The 23,941-nt window shown below is 65.5% G+C and carries 20 protein-coding genes; 8 read left to right on the forward strand and 12 right to left on the reverse strand.

Features of this window, described 5'->3' with window-relative positions:
• Nucleotides 1-137 precede the first annotated feature (137 nt).
• A complete protein-coding gene (locus QCM77_RS21545; RefSeq protein WP_279661438.1) occupies nucleotides 138-1,763 on the forward strand; it encodes a glycosyltransferase family 39 protein in 1,626 nt (541 codons plus the stop codon).
• Here QCM77_RS21545 and QCM77_RS21550 read toward each other — a convergent pair.
• Both QCM77_RS21550 and QCM77_RS21555 read right to left on the reverse strand, forming a co-directional pair.
• Entirely contained in the window at nucleotides 1,716-2,741 is a 1,026-nt protein-coding gene (locus tag QCM77_RS21550) for a YcjF family protein (protein WP_279661267.1), read from the reverse strand. The two genes, QCM77_RS21545 and QCM77_RS21550, sit on opposite strands and share 48 nt — an antisense overlap.
• On the reverse strand, nucleotides 2,738-4,207 hold the full coding sequence (locus QCM77_RS21555; RefSeq protein WP_279661266.1) for a YcjX family GTP-binding protein: 1,470 nt from the start codon (nucleotides 4,205-4,207) through the stop codon (nucleotides 2,738-2,740). The genes QCM77_RS21550 and QCM77_RS21555 overlap by 4 nt, the downstream gene beginning before the upstream one ends.
• A gap of 178 nt (nucleotides 4,208-4,385) precedes the next feature.
• On the opposite strand from QCM77_RS21555, the gene trhA reads away from it, so the two are divergent.
• Both trhA and QCM77_RS21565 read left to right on the forward strand, forming a co-directional pair.
• Nucleotides 4,386-5,081: a PAQR family membrane homeostasis protein TrhA gene (gene trhA, locus QCM77_RS21560; RefSeq protein WP_279661265.1), complete on the forward strand. Its 696-nt coding sequence runs from the start codon at nucleotides 4,386-4,388 to the stop codon at nucleotides 5,079-5,081.
• Between the two features lie 88 nt (nucleotides 5,082-5,169).
• Nucleotides 5,170-5,964, forward strand: a complete 795-nt coding sequence (locus QCM77_RS21565; protein ID WP_279661264.1) for an SDR family oxidoreductase — start codon at nucleotides 5,170-5,172, stop codon at nucleotides 5,962-5,964.
• Between the two features lie 140 nt (nucleotides 5,965-6,104).
• On the opposite strand, the gene QCM77_RS21570 is transcribed toward QCM77_RS21565, so the two are convergent.
• The gene (locus tag QCM77_RS21570; RefSeq protein WP_279661263.1) at nucleotides 6,105-6,566 is read right to left on the reverse strand and encodes a MarR family winged helix-turn-helix transcriptional regulator; all 462 of its coding nucleotides are present in this window, start codon (nucleotides 6,564-6,566) and stop codon (nucleotides 6,105-6,107) included.
• Between the two features lie 75 nt (nucleotides 6,567-6,641).
• Between QCM77_RS21570 and QCM77_RS21575 the strand changes: the two genes are divergently transcribed.
• Nucleotides 6,642-7,418: an SDR family NAD(P)-dependent oxidoreductase gene (locus QCM77_RS21575; protein ID WP_279684759.1), complete on the forward strand. Its 777-nt coding sequence runs from the start codon at nucleotides 6,642-6,644 to the stop codon at nucleotides 7,416-7,418.
• A 182-nt stretch (nucleotides 7,419-7,600) separates the two neighbouring features.
• On the opposite strand, the gene mdlC is transcribed toward QCM77_RS21575, so the two are convergent.
• From mdlC to QCM77_RS21595, 4 genes are all read right to left on the reverse strand, one after another.
• Nucleotides 7,601-9,223, reverse strand: coding sequence for a benzoylformate decarboxylase (mdlC, locus tag QCM77_RS21580; protein ID WP_279661262.1), 1,623 nt, complete (start codon nucleotides 9,221-9,223; stop codon nucleotides 7,601-7,603).
• Nucleotides 9,224-9,395: 172 nt separating this feature from the next.
• Nucleotides 9,396-10,247 carry an HTD2 family dehydratase gene (locus QCM77_RS21585; protein ID WP_279684761.1) on the reverse strand — a complete coding sequence of 284 codons (852 nt, stop codon included), beginning with the start codon at nucleotides 10,245-10,247 and terminating at the stop codon, nucleotides 9,396-9,398.
• A 15-nt stretch (nucleotides 10,248-10,262) separates the two neighbouring features.
• A complete protein-coding gene (locus QCM77_RS21590) occupies nucleotides 10,263-11,366 on the reverse strand; it encodes a CaiB/BaiF CoA transferase family protein (RefSeq protein ID WP_279661260.1) in 1,104 nt (367 codons plus the stop codon).
• Between the two features lie 9 nt (nucleotides 11,367-11,375).
• Nucleotides 11,376-12,545, reverse strand: a complete 1,170-nt coding sequence (locus QCM77_RS21595) for an acyl-CoA dehydrogenase family protein (protein WP_279661259.1) — start codon at nucleotides 12,543-12,545, stop codon at nucleotides 11,376-11,378.
• 124 nt (nucleotides 12,546-12,669) lie between these two features.
• Between QCM77_RS21595 and QCM77_RS21600 the strand changes: the two genes are divergently transcribed.
• On the forward strand, nucleotides 12,670-13,590 hold the full coding sequence (locus tag QCM77_RS21600) for a LysR substrate-binding domain-containing protein (RefSeq protein ID WP_279661258.1): 921 nt from the start codon (nucleotides 12,670-12,672) through the stop codon (nucleotides 13,588-13,590).
• Nucleotides 13,591-13,820: 230 nt separating this feature from the next.
• Here QCM77_RS21600 and QCM77_RS21605 read toward each other — a convergent pair whose 3' ends face one another.
• Entirely contained in the window at nucleotides 13,821-15,095 is a 1,275-nt protein-coding gene (locus tag QCM77_RS21605; RefSeq protein WP_279661257.1) for a cytochrome P450, read from the reverse strand.
• 91 nt (nucleotides 15,096-15,186) lie between these two features.
• Nucleotides 15,187-16,452: a cytochrome P450 gene (locus QCM77_RS21610; protein WP_279661256.1), complete on the reverse strand. Its 1,266-nt coding sequence runs from the start codon at nucleotides 16,450-16,452 to the stop codon at nucleotides 15,187-15,189.
• 312 nt (nucleotides 16,453-16,764) lie between these two features.
• Between QCM77_RS21610 and QCM77_RS21615 the strand changes: the two genes are divergently transcribed.
• Nucleotides 16,765-17,910, forward strand: coding sequence for a YjgN family protein (locus QCM77_RS21615; RefSeq protein ID WP_462676060.1), 1,146 nt, complete (start codon nucleotides 16,765-16,767; stop codon nucleotides 17,908-17,910).
• Between the two features lie 3 nt (nucleotides 17,911-17,913).
• Nucleotides 17,914-19,023 carry a M48 family metallopeptidase gene (locus QCM77_RS21620; RefSeq protein WP_279661254.1) on the forward strand — a complete coding sequence of 370 codons (1,110 nt, stop codon included), beginning with the start codon at nucleotides 17,914-17,916 and terminating at the stop codon, nucleotides 19,021-19,023.
• A 9-nt stretch (nucleotides 19,024-19,032) separates the two neighbouring features.
• On the opposite strand, the gene upp is transcribed toward QCM77_RS21620, so the two are convergent.
• From upp to QCM77_RS21635, 3 genes are all read right to left on the reverse strand, one after another.
• Nucleotides 19,033-19,662: a uracil phosphoribosyltransferase gene (gene upp, locus QCM77_RS21625; RefSeq protein WP_279661253.1), complete on the reverse strand. Its 630-nt coding sequence runs from the start codon at nucleotides 19,660-19,662 to the stop codon at nucleotides 19,033-19,035.
• A gap of 147 nt (nucleotides 19,663-19,809) precedes the next feature.
• Nucleotides 19,810-21,048 carry a URC4/urg3 family protein gene (locus QCM77_RS21630; RefSeq protein WP_279661252.1) on the reverse strand — a complete coding sequence of 413 codons (1,239 nt, stop codon included), beginning with the start codon at nucleotides 21,046-21,048 and terminating at the stop codon, nucleotides 19,810-19,812.
• Between the two features lie 7 nt (nucleotides 21,049-21,055).
• Complete coding sequence (locus QCM77_RS21635) at nucleotides 21,056-22,312, reverse strand: GTP cyclohydrolase II (protein WP_279661251.1); 1,257 nt, start codon at nucleotides 22,310-22,312, stop codon at nucleotides 21,056-21,058.
• A 400-nt stretch (nucleotides 22,313-22,712) separates the two neighbouring features.
• Between QCM77_RS21635 and QCM77_RS21640 the strand changes: the two genes are divergently transcribed.
• Nucleotides 22,713-23,840, forward strand: a complete 1,128-nt coding sequence (locus QCM77_RS21640; protein ID WP_279684763.1) for a threonine synthase — start codon at nucleotides 22,713-22,715, stop codon at nucleotides 23,838-23,840.
• Nucleotides 23,841-23,941 lie beyond the last annotated feature (101 nt).

The following is a 23,941-nucleotide window of genomic DNA, read 5'->3' on the forward strand; positions in this document are numbered from 1 at the left end:
AAGCCGCCGCAATCCCAGTATCGTCCCGGACAAGAGCGCCCCAAGCACGCGCCGATCCGGGACGACGGTACCCCACATTGACTCCCCCTCCCAGGTTGGCGAAAAGCGCGGCCGTGACGACAGCTCCCGATATCACCGTGCCCCCCCACGGCGCCGCGCGCCGGTCCCTCGTCGTGGCCGCGGCGATCATCGCCGCGATGACGCTGCTGCGCATCGTCTACGCCTCCGCAATCGAGCTGCGCACGGACGAGGCCTATTACTGGACTTGGTCGCAGGAGACAGCGCTCAGCTTCCTCGATCATCCCCCCGGCATCGCCTGGCTGATCCGGTTCGGCACCGCGATCTTCGGCGACACCACGCTCGGTGTGCGCTTCGGCGGCATCGTCGCGATGCTGGTGACGCAGCTTCTGCTCGCCGATATCGTCCGCCGCCTCACCCATGATGCGCGCGCCGTCGTGCTCGCAGTGCTGATGCCGGAGGCCGCGCTCTATTACGGCCTGCTGATGGCCAAGGTCGCGCCAGATGTCGCCATGATCCCGTTTGCGGTGGCGATGATGTGGTGCCTGGTGCGGCTTGCGCAGGGCGGCGACGGCCGCTGGTGGCTTGCGGCCGGCCTGTTCGCCGGGCTGGCGATGCTGTCGAAATTCACCGTGATCATGTTCGCGCCGGCGGTTGCCGCCTTTCTGCTGGTGCCGGATTGGCGCTGGCGCTGGCTGCGCAGCCCCTATCCGTATCTCGCTGTCCTGACCGCAATTGCCGTGTTCTCGCCGGTCCTGATCTGGAACGTGCAGCACGACTGGGCCTCGTTCCGCTTCCAGGGCGTGCGCGCCACCACCAATTACGGCATCTCGTTCCGCACCATCGGCGATTACATCGGCCTGCAATTCGGGCTGGTCGGTTTCGTCATGCTGCCGGTGGTGCTGACGGGGCTGGTGCTGACGGCATGGCGCGGCTATCGCACGCGCGAGCCGGTCGCGATTTTGCTGTCGACCGCGGTCTTGGTGCCGTTTCTCTATTTTCTGACGAAATCGCTGACCCTCCGGGTCGGCGACACCTGGCCGATGTTCATGTGGCCGGTTGGCTTTGCCGCCGCCGCTGTCAACCTCACGATGCTGTCGCATGAAAAATGGCCGGCGCGCATGATCAGGTCGTCGCTGTTCTGGGCCAACACGGCGGTGGTCTCGGGCATCGCCTTTGTCGTCATCGTGTTCCTCTATTACGTCGCCGCGCCCTGGAATTTGCTCGGAAAGATCGATCCGGTCGGTGCCGAGTCCGGCTACGAGCAGGTCGCGGCGCGCGCGCAGGCCGCATTGGATGAGACCGGCGCGACCTGGATCGCCACCGCGGACTACCGCACCTACGCCATGATGCGCTGGCTGTTCAGGGGCCGCGTGCCCGTGATCGAGATCAACGAGCGCGGCCGCTTCCAGGACTTTCGCGATCCCGGCATGGACCGGATCAAAGGCCACGCCGGCATCTATGTCGGGCGCGAGCCGGACAATCGTTCGTCGCTGTGGGATTCGATCCCGGCCAAGCGCGAGCCGCTCGGCCAGGTCGAGCGACGCTGGCGCGGTCTTGTGATGGACAATTATGTGGTGGAGAAGCTCTCAGGCTGGACTCCGGAGCTGTCGCCGCCGAAGGACTCGCCGCTGTTCCAGTGGCGCGTGCTGGCTTTCTTCTCGCTCTTCCCGCAAGCGGGGAGAGGCGAAAGAGCGCTACTCCTCGTCCTTCTTCCGCAGCAGATCCGTCGCGAGATCCGATAGCTTCGGCGGCGGCAGTGCCGCGAACGGCAGCGGTCGTGTGACGTCGATCGCAGCCAGACCCAGCCGCGCCGTCAGCAATCCATTCAGCACGCCTTCGCCCAGCCGCTGCGACAGCTTCGCCGCGATCCCGTGGCCAAGCATCTGCTGCACAAGGCTGTCGCTCGCGGCCATGCCGCCGGTGATGGCGAGATGGGCGATGACGTGGCGGAGCAGGCGGATCATGCCCAGTGCGCCCGGGCGGCCGCCATAGAGCCGGGCAAGCTGGCGGATCAGGCGCAGCGACGCCACGAACACGAACAACACGTCGATCAGCGCGCGGGGCGAAACCGCTGTGACGATCGAGACCTTCTGCGCGGCTGACGACACCAGCCGCCGCGCCTCAATGTCCAGCGGCGACATCAATTCGCGCTCGGCGAGCCGGATCATGTCGGCGCCGTCGATGATCTCGCCGGCATGGCTTTCCAGCGCGGCACGGGCGCGCGCGAGCTGCGGGTTCTGGTGCGCGATCTTGAGCAGATCCTGCACGATGAGGCGGCTCTCCTTGCGGTCGTCGCTGGCAAGGACAGCGGCGGCGCGCTGATGCAGCTTCTCGATCGTTGCCAGGCGCGCCAGCCCGAACGCCTCGCGTCCGATCACCACCGCGAGCGCAAGCGCGGTGATGAAGGCAAGAGCCAGTCCGACAAAGCCGAGGCTTTCGCTGCGCGCAAACAGATCCTCGATCAGGTGGACCACGCCGAGCCCGACGCCAAGCAGCGTCAACCCGGCGACGCCCGACCAGAACAGCGCGCCCCAGGGAAAGCCGCGCCGCGCCGGAAGCGCCGGCGCGATCGGCGCCGGCAACGCCAGTGGATCGGGTTCCGGCGTGATCTGGATGGTGGTGCGGCCGAGCCGTGCCGTCTCGTCGGCCTCGGTGACAACGACGCCGGGATCGTCGAGCCGAAACGTCGCCGGCCGCCGCGGCTGGGATCGGTCGTTCATGACAGCTTGTCTCCGATCAGGAACTGCAAGGCACGGTCGAGGCGGATGTGAGGCAACGCTGGCTCCTCGGGCCCCCCGCGTTCGAGCTTTGGCGGACGGAAGCGCAGGAAGCGAAAATCGCTCTTCTCGGCGGCCTCGGTCGAGAGCCCGCGGAACGCATCGGTGCCGTTGAACAGCGGCTCGGGATCGAGCGGAAGGTCGCCCGGAAAGGTTGCCACCTCGGTGTTGCCGTCGAAGAATTCGCCGCCGGTGCTTTCGCCCGCGGCCGGTGTCCCCAGGATCGACGGCAATTTGTCACGGCCATGCGCGACCTGCGCCTCGCGCGTGGCGCGGACGGCGGCGAGCGCGACGACGTCGATCTCCGCGCCGGTATTTTCCGCGCGCGCAACGGCGCGGGTGACCGCGCGGCGCAGCACGGCCTCGAGCCTGTCGTGGCTGGAATGATGCAGATGATCCGCCTTGGTCGCCGCGAACAGAATGCGGTCGATGCGCGGCCGGAACAGGCCGGAGAGGAACGTGCTGCGGCCGATGCGAAAGCAGTCGAGAATGCCCGCGAGTGCGGCTTCGAGATCGTGCAGCGCTTCGGGGCCGGAGTTGAACGCGGCGAGCGCATCGGCCAGCACGATCTGGCGATCGAGCCGCGCAAAATGATCCCTGAAGAACGGCCGCACCACGACGTCCTTGTAGGCCTCATAGCGGCGCAGCATCATCGCCCATAGCGATCCCTCCGGCGCCTGGCCGCCTGCGGGAACGTCGAGCGGCGCAAAGGTCAGCGCCGGCGTGTCGGCGAGATTTCCCGGCATCAGGAAGCGGCCGGGCGGCAGCAGGCTCATCGCAAACCGCTCGTCGCGGCAGCCTTGCAAATAGCCCCTGAAGAGCTTTGCGGCCGTGAGCGTCGCCTGCTCGTCCTCGCGCGCCTCGGGCTTGAGCGTTGCGAGATGCGCGTGCCAGTCCGCCGCCAGATGTGCGCGCGGCGCTTCGCGCGACAGCGCAAGGCTTTCGGCCGACCATTGCTCAAAACTCTTCTGGAGCAGCGGCAGGTCGAGCAGCCACTCGCCGGGATAGTCGACGATATCGAGCGTCAGCGTGCGGTCCGCGCCGTTGTGGCGCTGGTAGTCGATGACGAGCCTGAGCTCGCTGATGTCGACGGTCGAGTTCGGCCAGTGCCGCTCCTCGATCAACGCGCGCAGATGGCTCTCATAGGCAAAGCGCGGCACGGCATCGTCCGGCTGCGGCGCCAGATGCGCCCGCGCGATCCGGCCGGATGAATAGGCCTCGAACACCGGAAACCGCCCACCGCGCGTCAGACCGTGGATCAGCGCGGTGATGAACACCGTCTTGCCGGCCCGCGACAGGCCGGTGACCCCGAGCCGCACCGTCGGGTTGAAGAAGTGCTCGCCATAGTCGATCAGCGCCCTCGCCGACAGCCGCGCTTCTTCGACCATATCCTGGAAACTGAATGCCATTTGAACGTTAAGGGAGCTCGGCGGGAGAAAATGTGTGACCGATCACAAAAGTGGCAATTGCGTGCGGAAAATCAAGCTTCATACTTCCACCTCCTTTGTCGGCAAATCAGCCGTTTGAACGACGCGCCGGTCCCGAAACACCCATACCAGAGGGTATTGCCTCACTTTGCGGATTGCCATGACCGTCTTCCAACTGAAACAGCTTGCATCCACCTCCGTCCACGCCGCCGCCGATGCGATCGGTTGGAATTACGACCGCGCCGAGTTGATCGCCGATGGAATCATCCATGCGGTCGGCGTCCTCGCTGGCATCGTCGCCGCGACCGTCCTGGTCGTGCTCGCTGTGGTCTATGCCGACGCGACCGACATCGTCGGCGTCTCGATCTATGTCGCCGGCCTGCTCTCGATGCTGGTGTTTTCGGCGACATATAATCTCTGGCCGGTCTCGCCAGCCAAATGGCTGCTGCGGCGCTTCGACCATTCCGCGATCTATCTGCTGATCGCCTCGACCTACACGCCGTTCATCCTGGAGGTGAAGGACAGCGTCTTCGCGCTGGTGCTGCTCGCCGGCGTCTGGTGCGTGGCGCTGCTCGGCATCGTGCTGAAACTTCTCTACCCCGGCCGGTTCGACCGCGTCGCGGTCGGCATCTATCTCGCCATGGGCTGGAGCGGCATGATGCTCTACGATGCCGTGGTCAAGGCACTGCCTGCGCTGGTGCTGGGCTTCATCCTTGCCGGTGGCCTGTTCTACAGTTTTGGCGTGATCTTCCATGCCTGGCGGCGGCTGCGCTTCCAGAATGCGATCTGGCACGGCTTTGTCTTGGCCGGCGCGGCGTGCCACTATACCGCGGTGCTCGACCTCGTGTTGAGCTGAGCAAGCTCCGCGAAGCGGAATAAGCGAAGCGGTATAAGCGAAGCGGAATAAGATACGTGAAGCGTCATAAGACAAGAGGAGACGTCGCATGCAGGTGACCGGCAAGGTCGTGGTCGTCACAGGCGGCGCCAATGGCATCGGCAAGGCGCTGTGCGAGGCGTTTCACAAGGCGGGCGCGGCCAAGGTCGTGGTCGCCGACATGGATGCCGCCAACGCGAGGGCGGTCGCGGCCACGGTGGATGGCGCGGCCTTCAGATGCGACGTCGCGCAGGAAAAGGACGTCTCCCATGTCATCGAGGAGACCGAGCGGCAGTTCGGCCCGATCGAATTGTTCTGCTCCAATGCCGGCATCGGCGGCGGTTTCGATCCGATGTCGGTCAACGCCGGCGGCGCCTCCGACGAGCCGTGGCAGCGAAGCTGGGCGATCCACGTCATGGCGCATGTCTATGCGGCGCGGCATCTGATTCCGCGCATGAAGGCGCGCGGCGGCGGCTATTTCCTCAACACCATCTCGGCCGCGGGCCTGCTGTCGCAGGTCGGCAGTCCCGCTTATTCGACCACCAAGCATGCCGCGGTCGGCTTTGCCGAAAACCTCGCGATCTCGCACAAGGCCCACAACATCCGTGTCTCGATCCTCTGCCCCCAGGGCGTCGACACCAACATGCTGCGCGCGATCCCCAAGGGTCCGCAATCCGGCGACGGTGACCTCTCGCCCGAGCAGGTTGCCAAAGACGTGCTCGCCGGCCTCGCGCAGGAGACGTTCTTGATCCTGCCGCACCCGCAGGTGCTCGGCTACATGCGCAAGAAGACCGAGAATTACGACCGCTGGATCGGCGGCATGGCCAAGATCCAGGCGAAGATGCGGGACGAGTTCGGGACGTAGTTGACGGTGCTTCCACAGTTGACGCTGTCATGCCCCGCGAAAGCGGGGCATCCAGTACGCTGCGGCCCGTCGGCGCAGCCATTACCCTCTCGGAGTACTGGATCGCCCGGTCAAGCCGGGCGATGACACCGAGGGTGCAGCTACGCCGCCGATTGCGCCTCGTCCTCCGCGCGGCTCTGCCGCAACGCCCGCGCATAGAGCATCATCCCTTCGCGTACCGTGCGCTGCTCGGCACCCGTCAACGCCGCCAGCGCGCCGCTCACCTGCTGGCGACCAAAGGCGTGCAGCGCCTCCAGCGTGTAGCGGCCCTTTGCCGTCAGCGACAACAGCTTGCTCCGGGCATCGGTCTCATCCTGTGTCTCCCGCAGCTCGCCGCAATCGACCAGCTTGCGCACCATCCGGCTGACGCTGGACTTTTCCAGCCGCAGGAAATCGCCGAGCTCGCCTGATGTCATCGGGCCGCGGATGCCGATCTCCAGGATCGTGTGCACCGCCGACGGCGGATAGTCCGATGCCGCCACCGTCGCGTCCATGAAGCCGAGCTCGCGTACCATCAGGCGCGAGGCGGCGCGAATGTCGTCAATCAGCTGCAGCGCGGCCATGCTTGACTCCTTCATATAGTTGTATCATACAACTATCTGCACGCAACGCGGCGCGCAAGCGTTTTGGAGTGGGCCATGAGCGGAACTTTGCCGGCCGGGATGCGAATGAAGGGCAAGGTCTGCCTGGTGACCGGCGGCGGCAGCGGCATCGGCCGCGCAACGGCCCTCCGGATGGCGTGCGAAGGTGCGGAAGCGATTGTCGTCGCCGGCCGGCGCGAAGCCGAGATCGAGGCCACCGCTGTCGCCTGCCGCGAACTCGGTGCGGACGCCATCGCGCTCAAGGCCGACATCACGCAAGAGGACGACGTTGCGCGCCTCGTTGGCACCGCGATTGAACGTTGCGGCCGGCTCGACGTCGCCTTCAACAATGCCGGCTTCCAGGAGCGCCGCGCGCCGCTGGAGGAGCAGGGCACGGATGTCTACGACAGCGTGTTCGACACCAATGTCCGCGCGCTGTTCTTGTGCCTGCGCCATCAATTGCCGGCGATGCTTGCGAAAGGACGCGGCAGCATCGTCGTCAACACCTCCGTCAGCGGCGTGCGCAATCCCAATCCCGGCTTCTCGCTTTATTCGGCCTCCAAGGCCGCCGCGATCTCGCTGACGCGCTCGGCCGCGATGGAGAATGCGCCGCGCGGCATCCGCATCAACGCCATTGCACCCGGCCGCGTCGTCACCGACATGATGATGCGCGCCGGCGTCGGCGATATCGCAACCGTCAGTGCAGGTCTGCCGCTGCGGCGGATGGGGAGTCCGGAGGAGGTGGCGGAGGCGGTGGTGTGGCTGTCGTCCGACGCGTCATCCTATGTCGTCGGGCATGTGCTGGCGGCTGATGGAGGATTCCTGGCGTCGTAGTTTTTGCTTACAGACGGTTGTCCAAAAACTCCTGGTCGTCCCGGCGAAGGCCGGGACCCATAACCCCAGGGAGAAGTTTAGCGAGGATTGGTTGTTCGGGATCAGCACTGCGCACAATCGATAGATCACGCGGTATGGGTCCCGGCCTTCGCCGGGACGACATCTGGGATCGGCGGCGCGACCTAATGCTTCTGCCCGTACAAGACCGGCACCGCCGAATCCACGGCCACCTCCACCAGACTCGTCCCGGCGAACGCCATCGCGCGCTTCAGCGCCTCGCCAAGCTCTGCCGCCTTGCTGACGCGCACCGCATCGCAGCCCATGCCCTCGGCGAGCCTGACGAAATCGATCCCCGGCAGCTCGAGCCCCGGCACGTTCCTCACCTGCATCACCTGGCTGAACGAACGCATCGCGCCGTAGCCGGAATTGTTGATGACGACGATGGTGAGCGGCAGCTTGCGCTGTGCGGCGGTCCACAGCGCCTGGATCGAGTACATCGCCGAGCCGTCGCCGATCAGGCACACCGTGCGGCTCTTCGGCTTGCCGAGCGCCATGCCGACCGCGGCGGGCAGGGAGTAGCCGAGGCCGCCGCTCGCCATGGTGTAAAAGCTGTCCTGGCCGCGCATCGGCATGAACTTTTGCATCGCCGGCCGGTGCGAGGGCGCTTCCTCGACCAGTGACGCGCCATCGGGCATCGCCTGCGACAGCGAATGCAGCAGGAACTCGACCGGCAGCGGATCGGCGGCTTGCGGTGCCGGTGGCAGCGTGCGGCCTTCTGGCGCCGCGCGCTTGCTCTCCGGCAAGAGGTCGAGCAGCATTGCGAGGGCCGGCTTCATCGTTGCGATGATGCTGGTGCCGACAGGCGTTACCGCAGCGGCATCCGGGTCATCCGTGATCTGGAAGATCGACGCGCCGCCGTCGAAGATCGCGGCATGGCCTTCGACGTGGAAGGTGAACACCGGCGCGCCGATGACGACGACGAGGTCGTGCTCGCGCAGCGCGTCCGACAATTGCGCCGGCGAGGCATGCAGGAAGCCTGCGAACTGGGGATGGCGTTCCGGGAACGAGCAGCGCGCCGAAAACGGGCTGACCCAGACGCTGGCCTTCGCCTTCTCGGCCACGCGCACCATCAGATCGACCGCGCCGGCGCGGTCGACGCCGGGGCCGACGACGAGGGCAGGGCGTTTTGCTGAACTGAGCGCCGTGACCAGCGCCTTTATTGCGTCAGCCTCGGGACCGATCTCGCGGCTGACCTTGCGCGCTTCGACCGGAGCAGTCGCATGTGCCCAGTCGTCAATCGGGACCGACACGAAGGTCGGCCCGCAGGGCGGCTGCATCGCGGTGTAATAGGCGCGCGCAATCGCGGCCGGCACGTCCTCGGGCCGCGCCGGCTCGACGCTGTACTTCACATAGGGCCGCGGGAATTCGGACGCACGTTCCGCATACAGGAACGCCTGCAAGGGAAGGATCGAGCGCGCCTGCTGGCCCGCGGTGATGACGAGCGGCGTCTGGTTGCGGTGCGCGGTGTAGATGTTGCCGAGCGCATTGCCGACGCCGGCCGCCGAATGCAGATTGACGAAGCCGGCATTGCGCGTCGCCTGCGCGTAACCATCGGCCATGCCGACCGCGGAGGCTTCCTGAAGCGCCAGCACGTAGTCGATGTCCTCGGGCCAGTCGCTCAGGAACGGCAGCTCGGTCGAGCCGGGATTGCCGAAGACTTTTTTAATGCCAAAGGATCGCAGCAGGTCGAGAGTCGCCTGCTTCACGGTGACGGATTTGCTGCCGGTCTTGCCGTTTTTTGACATCGTTTCCGTTCCCTCCCAATTCCTCATCCTGAGGAGCGCGTCTTCGCGCGTCTCGAAGGATGCAGGCCTGGCTCTCGGCCTCGCCCTTCGAGACGCGCGCGAAGGGCGCGCTCCTCAGGTGAGGGTCTAGCTTTTACATCGCCGATGCGCTCGCAATGACGAGCAGAGACTATCACCACACCGCCGTGCCCTTCATCGTCGGCTGCCCCTCCGCGTTCGCGGTCCACAGCTCCATGCCGGCCTCGGTCTCGTTGGCGTTGATGGAGAACTCCGAGCCCTCGAACAGCGGCTGGAGGCCGCGATAGGTGAACTTCTTCGGTGCCTTGCCGCCGCGGAGCTTGGCCGCCATCTCGATGATGAGCGCTGCCTGCAACGGTCCGTGGAAGATCAGGCCCGGATAGCCCTCGACCTCAGTGACGTAGTTGCGGTCGTAATGGATGCGGTGGCCGTTGAAGGTCAGCGCGGAGTAGCGGAACAGCAGCACGGGATCCGACACATGCGTCTCGCGATGCTGCGCCTTCGGCGGCGGAGGCGGCACCTTTGCGGTCGCAGGCGTCCTGGTGGTCATCTCGCGATAGACGATGTCCTGCCGCTCGCGGATGGCGATGCCGCGCGGCGAGGAAATGCTGTGCTCGACCGAGACGAAGCACAGCGTGCCGGTCGAGCCGGTCTTCACCTGCACGTCGGCGATGCGCGAGGTCCGCGTCGATTCGTCGCCGACGCGCAAGGGCTGCAGGAACTCGATCTCGCCGCCGGCCCACATCCGGCGCGGCAGCGGAACCGGCGGCAGGAAGCCGCCGCGGGTGGGGTGGCCGTCGGGGCCGAGCATCGACTTCGGAAACACCGGCTGCGCCAGGCACCAGTGCACCGTGAGCGGCGCCACATCGCCGGTCTTGGGCGCACCGACCTCCTGGAACAGCGTCGCGCGCAGACCCTTCACGAGCTGCGCGGTGACGGTGTCGGTTGCCTCGTCGCTGCGGCCGATCCATTGCCGCAAATGATCGATGTCGAGCTTCCCGGTCATGGCGCCTCGCTCTTGCTATTTCCTGGATTGGGGACGTTCGCCGATCGCCGGCACCGCGCCATAGCTGCGCGTCTCGCCGACGATGATCGGCGCCGGCGCGGGATAGCTGACAGGTCCCTGCGGCGTGTCCACCTCGATGCGGCGCAGATGCGGATGGTTGGTGAGGTCGGCCATGGTGTTGACCTCGGCAAAGGCGATGTCGGCATCGGACAGCCGCTTGAGCAGCTCGTCGCGCGTCATCTTGCCGAAGGCATCCGCGACCGTTTTGTCGGTGAAGTCGCGGTTGCGCACGCGCTCGACCATGTTGGCGACGCGGGGATCGGCGGACAAATCCGGCTGGTCCAGCACTTTTGCGCAAAGCGTCTTCCACTCGCGCTCGCTCTGGATCGAGATCAGGATGTCCTTGCCGTCCCTGGAGGTGAACACGCCATAGGGCGCGATCGAGGGATGACGCAGCCCCATGCGCTTCGGCGGATTGCCGGCCTCGGAGTTGAGCAGCGGCACGGTGCACCAGTCCGCCATCACGTCGAACATGGAGATGCGGATGTCGGCACCCTTGCCGGTACGCCCGCGCCCGATCAACGCTTCCAAAATCGCCGCATGCGCCGTGGCGCCGGTCGCGACGTCGACGATGGACATGCCGACGCGCGAGGCGCCGTCGGGATTGCCGGTGATCGAGGCAAGGCCGCTCTCGGCCTGGATCAGCAGATCATAGGCCTTGCGATGCGCATAGGGGCCCTCGTCGCCATAGCCGGTGATCGTGCAGGAGATCAGCTTGGGATAGTCCCTCAATAGCCGCTCGCGCGAAAAGCCGAGCTTGTCCATCGAGCCCGGCTTGAGGTTCTGGATCAGCACGTCGGCGCTCGCGATCAGTTTTTCCAGCTCGGCGCAGCCTTCCTTGGTGGCGAGATCGACCACGGCCGATTGCTTGCCGCGGTTCAGCCACACAAAGTAGCTGCTCTGGCCCTTGGCTGCCGCGTCATAGCCGCGGGCGAAATCGCCTTCGGGTCGCTCGATCTTGATAACCTCGGCGCCCGCGTCCGCCAGACGCGAGGAGCAGAATGGCGCCGCCACCGCCTGCTCGACCGCAATCACCCTGATCCCGTCAAGTGCTCCCATGATGCGGCCTCAGTACGAGCGGGGCATGCCGAGCACGTGCTCGGCGACAAAGGACAGCACGAGGTTGGTCGAGATCGGTGCCACCTGGTAGAGCCGCGTCTCGCGGAATTTTCGCTCGACGTCGTATTCCTCGGCGAAGCCGAAGCCGCCATGGGTCTGGATGCAGGCATTGGCCGCTTCCCAGGACGCATCGGCCGCAAGCATCTTGGCCATGTTGGCCTCCGCGCCACAGTCGAGCCCGGCCTCGTATTTGCGCGTGGCTTCCTTCACCATCAGTTCGGCCGCGCGCATCGAGGCGTAGGCCTTGGCGATCGGGAACTGGATGCCCTGGTTCTGGCCGATCGGCCGGCCGAACACCGTGCGCTCCTTGGCGTAGTTGGTGGCTTTCGCGATGAACCATTTGGCGTCGCCGACGCATTCGGCCGCGATCAGGATGCGCTCGGCATTCATGCCGGAGAGGATGTAGCGAAAACCCTTGCCCTCTTCGCCGATCAGATTTTCTGCCGGCACCTTCATGTCGGTAAAGAACACTTCGGTGGTGGCGTGGTTCATCATGGTGCGGATCGGGCGGATCTCGAGGCCGTTGTTCTTGGCCTCACGCATATCGACGATGAACACGGAGAGACCGTCGGTGCGCTTCTTGACCTGGTCCTTCGGCGTGGTGCGCGCGAGCAAGAGCATCAGGTCGGAATGTTCGGCGCGGCTGGTCCAGATTTTCTGGCCGTTAACGATGTAGCCGGCATTGCCGTCCTTGCGCGCGAAGGTCTTCAGCGAGGTGGTGTCGGTGCCGCTGGTCGGCTCGGTGACGCCGAAGGCCTGCAGCCGCAATTCGCCGCTCGCGATCTTCGGCAGATACTTGGCCTTCTGCTCGTCATTGCCGTGCCGCAGCACGGTGCCCATCGTGTACATCTGGGCGTGGCAGCCACCGCCGTTGCAGCCCGCGCGCTGGATCTCTTCGAGGATCGCGGCGGCCGCTGAAAGCTTGAGCCCTGCGCCGCCATATTCCTCGGGGATCAGCACCGAGAGATAACCGGCCTCGGTCAGCGCGTCGACGAACGCCTTGGGGTAGGCCATCTCACGGTCGAGCTTGCGCCAGTATTCGCCGGGAAACTGCGCGCAGAGCTTTGCGACGGCTTCGCGGATGTCGGCGTGATCTTCGGTGTGGTGTTCTTCACTCATGGCGTTTCCCGAATGTGCGGCAGTCAAGATAACGCCGGCCGATCCCCCGGCGTTGTGAAAACAATGCCAGCCCCCTATGCTCATTTGCTATAGCGTATGGAGTAGCCTTCCAGGATTGGCAAGCATGGATTTCCGTCAGCTCAGGACCTTCAGTTGCGTGGCGGAGCTCGGCAGCCTCTCCAAGGCGTCCGACACGTTGCGCGTGGCGCAGCCGGCGCTGAGCCGGCAGATCAAGCTGCTGGAACACGAGCTGCGCATCGAACTGTTCACCCGCAACGGCCGCGGCATGGTGCTCACGGATGCCGGCCGTCTCTTGCTGGCGCGCACCTCCGGCATCGTGCGGCAGATCGACCAGATCCGCGACGACATCCAGTCGTCCAAGGGGCCGCCATCCGGCCAGGTCGTGCTCGGCCTGGTTCCGACCGTGAGCTGCGTGCTGTCGGCGCGCTTCGCGCGGCGCTGCGTCGAAAAGTTTCCCGGCATTTCGCTGCGCATCGTCGAGAGCTACAGCGGTCATCTTGTCGAATGGCTGCATCGCGGCGAGATGGATCTCGCCATTCTCTACGGCCGCTCCGCCGACCTGCATCTCAACGTCGAGAGCCTCGGTCGCGACAACATCGTCGCGGTCGGTCCGCGCGGCTGTGGCTTGGCGCGCAAGAAGAACGTCGATGTCGGCTGGCTGCTGCGGCAGCGGCTGGTGCTGCCCAGTCATTCCCACGGCCTCCGCGCGTTGATCGAGCACGCGGCGGCGCAACGCAAGATCAAGCTCAACGTCCAGCTCGAGGCGGATTCGTTCCGCGTGCTCACGAGTCTCGTCGAGGAAGGCCTCGGCTTCGCGCTGCTGCCGCCCTCGTCGGTCCACGGCGAAGTCGCGGACGGGCGGCTGGAAACCGCTGTCGTCTCGAAGCCGATGACGCGCGAGCTCATATTCGCCTCTCCGATCGACCGTCCGGTCTCGACGGCTTCGCTCGCCGTCACCGCCCTGCTGCGCGAGGAGGTTGCCGCCTGCCGCAAGGACGGGTTGTGGGACATCAGGTTGGCTTGAGCGCCGGTCTGAATTTGCAGCAGGATTAGGACACAAGTCTGCGGCAGGCCCATCGCATCTGGCGCGAGCTGTCATGCCGAAATTTTATAGCTGGCGGAGCTCGTAGCTTCGCGCTCCGCTGTCATCACCCGCGAAGGCGGGTGATCCAGTATTCCAGAGACGGCGATGGGATACGGAGGTGCCGCGGCGTACTGGATGCCCCGCCTTCGCGGGGCATGACAGTGGGGAGCCTACCCCGGAATCCTCACCGGCAGCGACTCATACCCCTTGATGAAGCTGGAATAGATCCGCTTGGGCTCGCCGACCACCTCGATGCGGTCGAAGCGCTTCAGCATCTCCTCCCAGACGATCTTGAGCTGGAGTTCGGCGAGGCGCATGCCGACGCAGCGGTGGATGCCGAAGCCGAAGGAGAGGTGGGTGCGCGGCCGCGGGCGGTCGATGACGAACTCGTTCGGCCTCTCGAACATCTCCTCGTCGCGGTTGCCCGAGACGTACCACATCACGACGCGGTCGCCCTTCTTGATCTGCTTGCCGCCGATCTCGGTGTCGGCAAGCGCGGTGCGCCGCATATGCGCGAGCGGGGTCTGCCAGCGGATCACCTCGGGCACCATGGAATCGATCAGCGCGGGATTCTTTCGCAGCATCTCGTACTGATCCGGGTTCTCGCTCAGCGCCAGCACCGAGCCCGACATGGTGTTGCGCGTGGTGTCGTTGCCGCCGACGATGAGCAGAATGATGTTGCCCATGAGATTGTCGGGGTCCATGAAGCGCGTGGCGTCGTTGTGCGCCATCAAAGACAACAGGTCGTTGCGCGGCGCGGAATTGACGCGCTCGTTCCACAGCCTGGACATGTAGGCGTAACACTCGTCCATCTCGCGGCGGCGCTCTTCGGCCGACGCAACGATGCCGCTCTTGGGCAGCGCGGTCGCGACATCGGACCAGCGCGTCAGCTTGCGCCGTTCTTCCCAGGGGAAGTCGAACAGGGTGGCCAGCATCTGCGTCGTCAGCTCGATCGAGACGCGCTCGACGAAATTGAAGGTCTCGTTGCGCGGCAGATTGTCGAGCACGGTCTGCGAGCGCTGGCGGATCAGTCTTGCCAGTTCGTCCAGATGTGTCGGCGTGAACATCGGCGACACCGTCTTGCGCTGCGACGAATGACGCGGCTGATCCATGGCAATGAAGCTCGGCCAGTCATAACCTTCCGGCACGTCGCGGATCCCGATGCCGCCGAGCGTTGAATTGGAGGAGAACAGGCCGTGGTTGGTGTCGACATGCATGATGTCGTTGTACTTCACCACCGACCAATACGGCTCGATCGGCGCGTTGGTGCAGTAATGCACCGGCTCTTCCTTGCGCAGCCGTTCGAACCACGGCCACAGGGTGTCGTCCTGGAACAGCCTGGGCGCGCCCGGGTGGAACTGCGCCAGCGGTGTCGCATAGGCCTCCTCGCGGGCCCTGCTCATGCGTTCGGCCTTGTCCACTTTAACCGGCGCTTGGATATTCATGGTCGTGGCTCCAGTTGGCTCTTCCTTCGCCTCTCCCCGCCCTGTCTGCCGAAGTTTTGGCGAAGGCGGATGCGGGGAGAGGGAGATTTTCCTACGCCGCAATCTTCACCGGCAGCGTTTCAAGACCCTTCACGAAACTCGAATAGACGCGCTTGGGTTCGCCGACCACGTCGATGTGGTCGAATCGCTTGAGGATCTCTTCCCAGATAATCTTGAGCTGGAGTTCGGCAAGCCGCAAGCCGACGCAGCGATGGATGCCGAAGCCGAAGGAGAGATGCGTGCGCGGCCGGGCGCGGTCGATGATGAATTCGTAGGGCTTTTCGATCGCGTCGGCGTCGCGGTTGCCCGAGACGTACCACATCACGACCTTGTCACCTTTCTTGATCTGCTTGCCGCGGAACTCGAAGTCCGCAAGCGCGGTGCGCCGCATATGTGCCAGCGGCGTCTGCCAGCGGATTACTTCCGGCACGAAGCTGTCGAGCAGCGCCGGGTTTTCGCGCAGCTTGCGATATTGCTCCGGATGCTGGCTCAGCGCGTCGAGCGAGCCGGACATGGTGTTGCGGGTGGTGTCGTTGCCGCCGACGATCAAAAGGATGAGATTGCCGAGGAAGTTTTTCGCGTCCATGTCGCGCGTGGCGGCACCATGCGCCATCATCGACAGCAGGTCGCTCTTCGGCGGCTGCTCGATGCGCTGCTTCCACAGCCGCGCGAAATAGCCCGCGCATTCCGTCAGCTCGGCCTGCCGCTCGTCTTCGGTGGCGACGAGGCCGTCGGGTCCGGGAATGGTGGTCGCGATATCCGACCAACGCGTCAGCTTGCGGCGGTCCTCCCAGGGAAAATCGAACAGCACCGCGAGCATCTGTGTGGTGAGCTCGATCGAGACGCGGTCGACCCAGTCGAACACCTGGCCCACGGGCAGATTGTCGAGGCACTCGGCCGAGCGCTTGCGGATGTTGAGGGCGAGATTGTCCAGATGCGTCGGCGTGAACATCGGCGCCACGGTCTTGCGCTGCGCCGCGTGGCGCGGCGGGTCCATCGAGATGAAGCTCTCGCGGCGCAGATCCGGATCGATGTCGCGGATGGTGATACCGCCGAGCGAGGAGGCCGAGGAGAATACCGAATGATTGGTCTCGATCTCCATGATGTCGTTGTAGCGCGTCACCGACCAATACGGCCCGAACATCGAGTCCTTGCAATAGTGCACGGGATCCTCCCGGCGCAGGCGATCGAAATAGGGCCAGAACGTATCGGTCCTGAACAGCTCGGGATCGCCCGGATCGAACTGCTCCAGCGGCAGTGATGTGGCGCGTGCGCGTAACGCGTCGAGCTTCGCCGCGCTCTCGATGGTCCCATGCATGACTCGTTCTCCCTGGCGTGAACCGCGCGTTCTCGTTGAATTCTGCGCTGCGGTATTTGATTTGCAATTACAGCCGGTTGTCTGCGTCGGAGCAAGGGAGAGTTTTGCCACAGCCAACCTTCAGGAGAGCGTCGGACGGCCGTCACGCCGCCGTGTGAACGTGATCTTGCGCACCCCGTTTGGCGGGGAATCGTGCAAGAAATCGACCGGAATCGAGCTAAATCGAACCCGCCCATCTTGGGGATCGACTAATCTCTGATCTATAGTTTGATCGAACCAGGTCCGCACCCCGAGGTTGCCGCCGTGAACGACATGCAATGGGTCCCCATGGGCTCCGAACCCTTACCCCCGCCGCTGCCGCCCACGCGGGTCGATTTCACCGGCAACCGCACCGAGTTTCGCAAATTGGTCACCAGGGGTGCCCTGCTGGAGCTCGTCACCTTCGGCTTCTACCGGTTCTGGCTCGTCACCGACATCCGCCGTCATCTGTGGGCGAACACCGCGGTCGACGGCGATGCCGCCGAATATACCGGGCGGGCCAAGGAGCTCCTGGTCGGCTTCCTGTTCGCGCTTGCGATCCTGGTGCCGATCTACCTCGCCTATTTCCTCGTCGGCATCGAGTTCGAGCGCTGGCAGGGCTTTGCCTCGACACCGCTGTTCATCAGCTTCTATGCCTTCGGCCAGTTCGCGATCTTTCGCGCGCGGCGCTATCGCCTGACGCGCACGGTCTGGCGCGGCGTGCGGTTCTGGATGGACGGATCGGGCTGGGCCTATTCGTTCCGCGCCATGCTGTGGGGCTTGCTGGTGTTCCTGACGCTTGGTCTCGCATTGCCGTGGCGCGAGGCTTCGCTCGAACGCTACAAGATGCGGCACACCCATTACGGCGATTTGCGCGGCGAATTCGCAGGCGACGGCTGGACATTCTTCAAGCGCGGCTGGTGGCTGTGGCTGCTCAGCCCGATCGCGCTGGTGATCTTCCCGCTCGCGCCGTTCTTCTATGCCCAGTTCAAGGCGCGTGAGTGGCGCTGGTGGCTCGACGGCATCCGCATTGGCGGCGTCAGCCTGTCCTCGAATTTGCCGACCAACGCGTTCTACGGCCTGTACTGGAAGGTGATCGGCTGGTGGACGCTGCTCTCGGCGATCTTCGGCGCCTATATCGGCGGAGCGACCATGCTCGTCGTCACGCTGAGCGGCCTTTCGGTCGAGCAGGCGTTAGGGCCAGGCAATGCCTCCAAGAGCATTCCGATGCTGCTGATGATGGTGATCGGCTACTTCGCAGTCGCCCTTGCCCTCAACATCGTGATGCGGGTCTATCTCCAGCGCGATCTCTGGGCCAAGGTGCTCGAAACCGTCGAGGTGCACGACATCGGGGCCGCGGCGGACGTGCGCGGCAGCGGCGAGCTCGCCAGCGCACTGGGCGAAGGCTTTGCCGATGGACTCGATGTCGCGGGATTTTGAGCTGTGAGTGACGTGTTCGCTGAGGCCCCGGCGCAATCCGCAAAGCCGACGATCTTCTTCGACGGCGTGTCGAGCCGCCGGCGGCAGGTGGCGCTGACGCTCGGTGACGCGCTCGAGATCCTCGAAGAGGGTGGGACGCCCGTAGTCTGGCCCTATGCCGACATCCGCCGCGCCGACAGCCCGGTCGGCATTTTGCGGCTCGCTTGCGCTTCCGCGCCGCCGCTGGCGCGGCTGGAAATTCGCGACGCTCTGCTCGCCTCGGACGTGACCGCCCGCTGCGTACGGCTCGACGAGCACCAGACTTCGCGCCGCGGCGTCGCAAAAATTGTCGGCTGGTCGATGGCTGCGGCCGTCTCCATCGTCTGCGTCGTGCTGTTCGGCGTGCCGCTCGCTGCCGATCGCCTTGCGCCGCTGGTTCCGAAACCGATCGAGCGGCGCATTGGCGATGCGTCGGAGGTCCAGGTGAAGACCATCTTCGGCCGCAATATGTGCGAGGATGCGGCAGGGAAAGCGGCCTTCATCAAACTCGTCAATCGGCTGCGCGATGCCGCCGGCCTCGACGACGATTCCATGACGGCGGGCGTGCTGCCGACCCCGGTGCCGAATGCGTTCGCGCTGCCGGGCGGCAAGGTGTTCGTGCTGAAGGGCCTGCTCGACAAGGCCGAAAACCCGGACGAGATCGCGGGCATCCTCGCCCACGAGCTCGGCCATCTCAAGCATCACGACAACATGCGTGGGCTGATCTACAACGGCGGCACCTCGTTCCTGATCGGCCTGTTGTTCGGCGACGTCACCGGCTCGAGCGCCGTGATCTTCGCCTCGCGCAGCGTGGTCGAGGCCTCCTACTCGCGCGAGGCCGAAACCGCTGCGGATACGTTTGCCATCGAGATCATGCACGCGCTCGGCCGCTCGCCGAAGCCCGCGGCTGAACTGATGTTCCGCATCACCGGCAAGGAAGGCGGCGGCCTCACGTCGATCCTGGCGAGCCATCCGCTGACCGAGGACCGCCTCGCGCGCATGACGAAAGAGGATCGCCCTGCCAGCGGCCCGCCGCTGCTCACGGATACGGAGTGGCGGGCGCTGAAGGAAATTTGCGGCAGCGGGAAGCTCTGAGCTTCGCGCTTATCTCGTCCCGTAAGCGCGGTCGCCGGCGTCGCCAAGGCCCGGCAGGATAAAACCGTTCTCGTCGAGACCTTCGTCGACCGCGGCCGTCCAGATCGGGACGTCCGGATGCAGTCCGCGCAACCGTTCGAGTCCCTCCGGCGCGGCGATCAGGCAGGCGAGGCGGATATCCTTGGCGCCGCGCTCCTTCAGCCGGTCGATTGCGGCGACGGCCGTGTTGGCGGTCGCAACCACAGGCGTCACCACGATCGCAAGCCGCTCGCCGAGGTCGGACGGCGATTTGAAGAAGTACTCGATCGCGGCAAAGCTGTGCGGCTCGCGGTAGATGCCGATATGCGCGACGCGCGCGGTCGGCACCAGGTCCATCATGCCGTCGACGAAGGTGGTGCCTGCGCGCAGCATCGGCACGAACACCAGCTTCTTGCCCGCGATCTTGGCCGAGTGCATCCGTGCCAGCGGTGTGTCGACCACGACGTCAGTGAGCGGCAGGTCGCGCGTCACCTCGTAGCACAGGAGCATGCCGATCTCCTTGATCAGCTCCCGAAACGATTTGGTCGAGATCGATTTGTCCCGCACCAGCGTCAGCTTGTGCTGCACCAGCGGATGATCGACGATCGTGACGCCTTCCATGATGGGATGCTCCTGCTTTTTCCCTTCTCCCCTTGTGGGAGAAGGTGGCATAGGCGGCCTTTAGGCCGCCGTTTCTTAAGAACGCCGATGCCTTGCATCGGCTACGGCGCCGGATGAGGGGTCGTTTCCGCGGACTCAAACGAGAGATTAGAACACCGTGCCGTCGCTGATCACCTTGAGCGGCGGTGCGCCGTCGGGACGGCGCGCGAACGCGATGGCGCGGCCCGCGGCCCAGGTGCCGCCTTCCAGAATGCTGGCGAGCGGCAATGTATCGGGGGTGCGGCCGAGCTTTGCGCGAACCAGTGCGGCAAGCCGGTCCAGCAGCGCCACGGTCAGTGCGCGCCACTCCACGACGAGCAGCGAATCCACCGCATGCGCGCGCTCGGCATCAGCGGCATCGCGCAGGCGCAGCACCTCGTGATCGACGAACAGGCCGCCATTGCGATATTCGGCAAGCCCGGTCAGGCCGTCGATATCGGTGACATTAAATCCGGCGCGCTGGAGCGGCTCGATCAGCGAGTAGCTCAGCCATTGCGACAGCTTGTGCAGGGGCACCAGACCCGCGGTCGCATCGTCCGCCTTGATCGCGGGATGACGCCAGCAATCGCCGAGCGGAATCCCGGCAAGCTCGAGCCGCGACGGCCAGATCGGTCCGAGCTGGTTCAGCACCGCCGACAGGATCGCGGGCGCGGGAAGCGCGCCGCCATTCGCCTGCGCCGCGATGTGATCGAACAGCCCGCCCGGCCGCGGCGTGTCGTGCGAGCCGAACACGTCCGCTCGCTCCGCCACCAGCTTGCCCAGGCGTCGCAGCAGATCGGTCCGCCCCTCGAGCCCGAGCAGCGGATTGGCATCGTTCACCTGAAACGCCGATGTGAGCGCAGCGAGCGGCAGCTTTGCGAGCACGTCGGCATCGACCCTGAACGGTGCGCAGGAATCGCCGGAAAAAAGGCCGCTTGCGAACATGTCGAGGCTTGCGATCGCAAGCCCCTCGGACCGGCCGATGCCTTGTCCCGTCACGGCGTCGCGGTATCGCCAGACAGCGCCCGCGCCGGCATCGAGCAGCACGCTGACGATGGCAAGGTCGAACTCCGCGCGCGCCCGCGCCGCGCGATCGGGCCATGAGGCCGCGTCCGCAAGCCGCGCCCAGCGGTCGACGCCGCCAAGCACAAAGTGTCGCCACCGCGCATGGAAGGGAATCTCCAGCGTCGGATAGGCCTTGCGCGTCACCGCGAGCACGGCGTCCGCAACGCCGTCCATGCGAGCGAGATCGATCGTGAAGTGGCTCAAGCCGCCGGCGAGGCCGATCTCGAACATCTCGCCAGCACGCGCGCGAACCGCTCCTGCGCTGAGCAGCGAGCGGGCCTCTCGTTCCAAAGAATCCGACATCAATCGATCAATACTTTTCCAGCGAACGCCCGACCACGCCGTTGACGTCCTTCTCGGGCGCGATGTCGTCCGAGTAATAGCCGGCGGCCTTCTTCGCGGCGATCTCGACATAAGCGTCGGCGGGAATGAGCTCGGGCGGGATCGGCACGCGCTCGACGATGTCGATACCCTGCGAGGTCAGCGCGTCGTGCTTCATGTCGCTCATCGACAGGAAGCGGTCGATGCGCTTCAGGCCCAGCCAGTGGATGGTGTCGGGCATCAATTGCTGGAAGCGCGCGTCCTGGACGCCGGCGACGCATTCGGTGCGCTCGAAATAGGCGGCGGCCGCGTCGCCGTCCTCCTGGCGCTTGCGCGCGTTGTAGACCAGGAATTTCGTGACCTCGCCGAGTGCGCGGCCTTCCTTGCGGTTGTAGATCACGAGCCCGAGCCCGCCCTCCTGCGCGCCGCGCGCGGATTCCTCGATGCCGTGAATGAGGTAGGGACGGCAGGTGCAGATGTCGGAGCCGAACACGTCGGAGCCGTTGCACTCGTCATGCACGCGGCAGGTGATCTTGGTGCGATGGTCCGGCAGCTTGGTGACATCGCCGAACATGTAGACCGTGGTGCCGCCGATCGGCGGCAGAAACACCTTCATGTCCGGCCGGGTGACGAGCTCGGGGAACATGCCGGCGGTCTGCTCGAACAGCGTGCGCCGCAGCTCGGTCTCGTTGGTCGCGAAGCGCGTCGCAAGGCCGGGCAGATGCCAGACCGGATCGATCGCGATCTTCACCACCGACACGCTGCCATTGGCGTGCACGACGTCGCCGTCGGCGCGCAGGCGCTTGGCGGCGAGCGCCTCGCGGATCTCCGGCAGGTCCAGCCGCGCGCGCGTCACCGCGATGCTCGGCCTGATGTCGGAACCCTCGGCGATCTCCTTGCCGAAATTCTCCGCGACGAGATGCCCCCAGGGATCGAGCGCGACGATCTTGGCGGGATCGCGCCATTGCTCGAATGGCCCGATGGTCGCGGCCGGAAAGGTGTTGGTGAGATCGGGACGCCGGATCGGATCGAGCGCGCCGGCGGACACCGCGAGCGCCCGGTACATCGCATAGGAGCCGCCATGGCTGCCGATCACGTTGCGATCCCCAGCGCGCGACACCGTGCCGATGATCGGCCCGCGCGCGCGTGCGTCGGCGGCGCCCCAGTGGATCGGGAATGCGGCCTTCCGGCCCGGCTCCGGATGGGAGGTCAGGCGGATGTGGTCGGTACGGTTCGCGCGGCTCATGACCAAACTCCAAAAAAGCCAACGGCCCGCCGCTCGGACGGGCCTGGCTCGGCCGCGCTGCCGATGCGGAACACCGGCGGCGCGAGCTCAATCCAACATATTGTAGCGGGCAGTCGCGACAGACAAGTTAATCGTGCTGCGCAGGCCAGGGCGGTTGGTGGCCAAATTCCCGTCATCAGCGGGCCGGCAGGACTTGCGTGGGTGCCACGCCACCGCACTGGCCGACCTCGCCGCCATCGCTGTAAGGCAATGAAGTAATTATGGTTTTCACGTTTTCAAGGGGCCGTGCGCGGATTGTGCGGCGGGCGTCGAGTTTCCGGACAAAACGTGTCATCAGACCAATCGCACAGATCGCCCTTGCCGTATCGCCTTTGCCTTATCGCCTTCCTTGGAGACCGCCATGCCTGCCGCCAGCTATATCGACCCCCGCAATGGAAAGCTCTATCCGCTGGACCTGCCGCGCTGGTGCTCGGACGAGCGCACGCCGCTGCTGGTGACGCCGGGGGCGGGCATATCGCGCGAGGACATCGAGCCGCGCACGCGATCGCTCTGGCGCTACCGGGCGGCGTTGCCGGTCGAGATCGCAAAGCCGATCACGCTCGGCGAAGGCTGCACGCCGCTGGTGCAGCAGGATTGGGACGAGCTGCGTCCGTTCTTCAAGCTCGAATGGTTCAACCCGACCGGCAGCTTCAAGGACCGCGGCTCGGCGGTGATGCTGTCCTTCCTGCGCCAGATTGGCGTCGACGCCATCCTGGAAGACAGCTCCGGAAATGGCGGCTCGTCGATGGCGGGGGTAGGTGCCGCCGGCGGCATGCGCGTGAAGATTTTGGCGCCGGCATCGACGTCACCGGCCAAGATCGCGCAAGTCCGCGCCTACGGCGCCGCCGTGCAACTGGTCGAGGGCCCGCGCGAGGAATCGGAGGCCGAGGCCATCCGCCAGTCGCAACAGACCTTTTACGCCAGCCACAACTGGCAGCCGTTCTTCCTCGAAGGCACCAAGTCGCTCGCCTATGAGATCTGGGAAGACCTCGGCTTTCGCGCCCCCGACAACGTCATCGTTCCCGTCGGGGCCGGCAGCTCTCTGCTCGGTTGCGCCTTCGGCTTCCGCGAGTTGCGCAAGGCAGGCCAGATCGCAAAGCTGCCGCGGCTGTTCGCGGCGCAGCCCCAAAACTGCTCGCCGATCGATGCGAGCTTTCAGGCGGGCGTCGACACGCCTGTAGCTCGCGAGGTGAACAAGACCATCGCCGAAGGCACCGCGATCAAGAATCCGCTACGGCTGCGCGAGATCATCGGCGCCTTGCGCGAGAGCGGCGGCGGCACGGTCGCGCTCACCGAGGATGAGATCGTCGCCGCGCTGCGGCGCCTGGCGCGGCAGGGCCTGTTCGCCGAGCCGACCAGCGCCAGCGCGGCCGCGGCGCTGGAAAAACTATCCGCCACTGGTGCCATCAAGGCGAACGAGACCACGGTCGCGGTCCTCACCGGCACCGGCCTCAAGGCCGCGACCACGGTTGCCGATCTCGTGCAGTAGGCTCTTACCCTCCCCCTCCAGGGCGGGGCTATCGCATATGGTGTGCACGATGCGGCGGCATCGGCAGTGGGCTCCCTCTCCCGCTTGCGGGGGAGGGCTGG

The sequence above is a fragment of the Bradyrhizobium nivariense genome (genome assembly GCF_029846695.2).
Taxonomy (GTDB): domain Bacteria; phylum Pseudomonadota; class Alphaproteobacteria; order Rhizobiales; family Xanthobacteraceae; genus Bradyrhizobium.

Bases quoted from the DNA above. Each gene is read 5' to 3' on its own strand.
- QCM77_RS21605 (WP_279661257.1), bottom strand. From the start codon at position 15,095: ATGAATATCCAAGCGCCGGTTAAAGTGGACAAGGCCGAACGCATGAGC.
- QCM77_RS21590 (WP_279661260.1), bottom strand. From the start codon at position 11,366: ATGGGAGCACTTGACGGGATCAGGGTGATTGCGGTCGAGCAGGCGGTG.
- QCM77_RS21615 (WP_462676060.1), top strand. From the start codon at position 16,765: ATGCAATGGGTCCCCATGGGCTCCGAACCCTTACCCCCGCCGCTGCCG.
- trhA (WP_279661265.1), top strand. From the start codon at position 4,386: ATGACCGTCTTCCAACTGAAACAGCTTGCATCCACCTCCGTCCACGCC.
- QCM77_RS21640 (WP_279684763.1), top strand. From the start codon at position 22,713: ATGCCTGCCGCCAGCTATATCGACCCCCGCAATGGAAAGCTCTATCCG.
- mdlC (WP_279661262.1), bottom strand. From the start codon at position 9,223: ATGTCAAAAAACGGCAAGACCGGCAGCAAATCCGTCACCGTGAAGCAG.
- QCM77_RS21550 (WP_279661267.1), bottom strand. From the start codon at position 2,741: ATGAACGACCGATCCCAGCCGCGGCGGCCGGCGACGTTTCGGCTCGAC.
- QCM77_RS21595 (WP_279661259.1), bottom strand. From the start codon at position 12,545: ATGAGTGAAGAACACCACACCGAAGATCACGCCGACATCCGCGAAGCC.
- QCM77_RS21555 (WP_279661266.1), bottom strand. From the start codon at position 4,207: ATGGCATTCAGTTTCCAGGATATGGTCGAAGAAGCGCGGCTGTCGGCG.
- QCM77_RS21610 (WP_279661256.1), bottom strand. From the start codon at position 16,452: ATGCATGGGACCATCGAGAGCGCGGCGAAGCTCGACGCGTTACGCGCA.
- QCM77_RS21585 (WP_279684761.1), bottom strand. From the start codon at position 10,247: ATGACCGGGAAGCTCGACATCGATCATTTGCGGCAATGGATCGGCCGC.
- upp (WP_279661253.1), bottom strand. From the start codon at position 19,662: ATGGAAGGCGTCACGATCGTCGATCATCCGCTGGTGCAGCACAAGCTG.
- QCM77_RS21575 (WP_279684759.1), top strand. From the start codon at position 6,642: ATGAGCGGAACTTTGCCGGCCGGGATGCGAATGAAGGGCAAGGTCTGC.
- QCM77_RS21630 (WP_279661252.1), bottom strand. From the start codon at position 21,048: ATGTCGGATTCTTTGGAACGAGAGGCCCGCTCGCTGCTCAGCGCAGGA.
- QCM77_RS21600 (WP_279661258.1), top strand. From the start codon at position 12,670: ATGGATTTCCGTCAGCTCAGGACCTTCAGTTGCGTGGCGGAGCTCGGC.
- QCM77_RS21570 (WP_279661263.1), bottom strand. From the start codon at position 6,566: ATGGCCGCGCTGCAGCTGATTGACGACATTCGCGCCGCCTCGCGCCTG.
- QCM77_RS21635 (WP_279661251.1), bottom strand. From the start codon at position 22,312: ATGAGCCGCGCGAACCGTACCGACCACATCCGCCTGACCTCCCATCCG.
- QCM77_RS21565 (WP_279661264.1), top strand. From the start codon at position 5,170: ATGCAGGTGACCGGCAAGGTCGTGGTCGTCACAGGCGGCGCCAATGGC.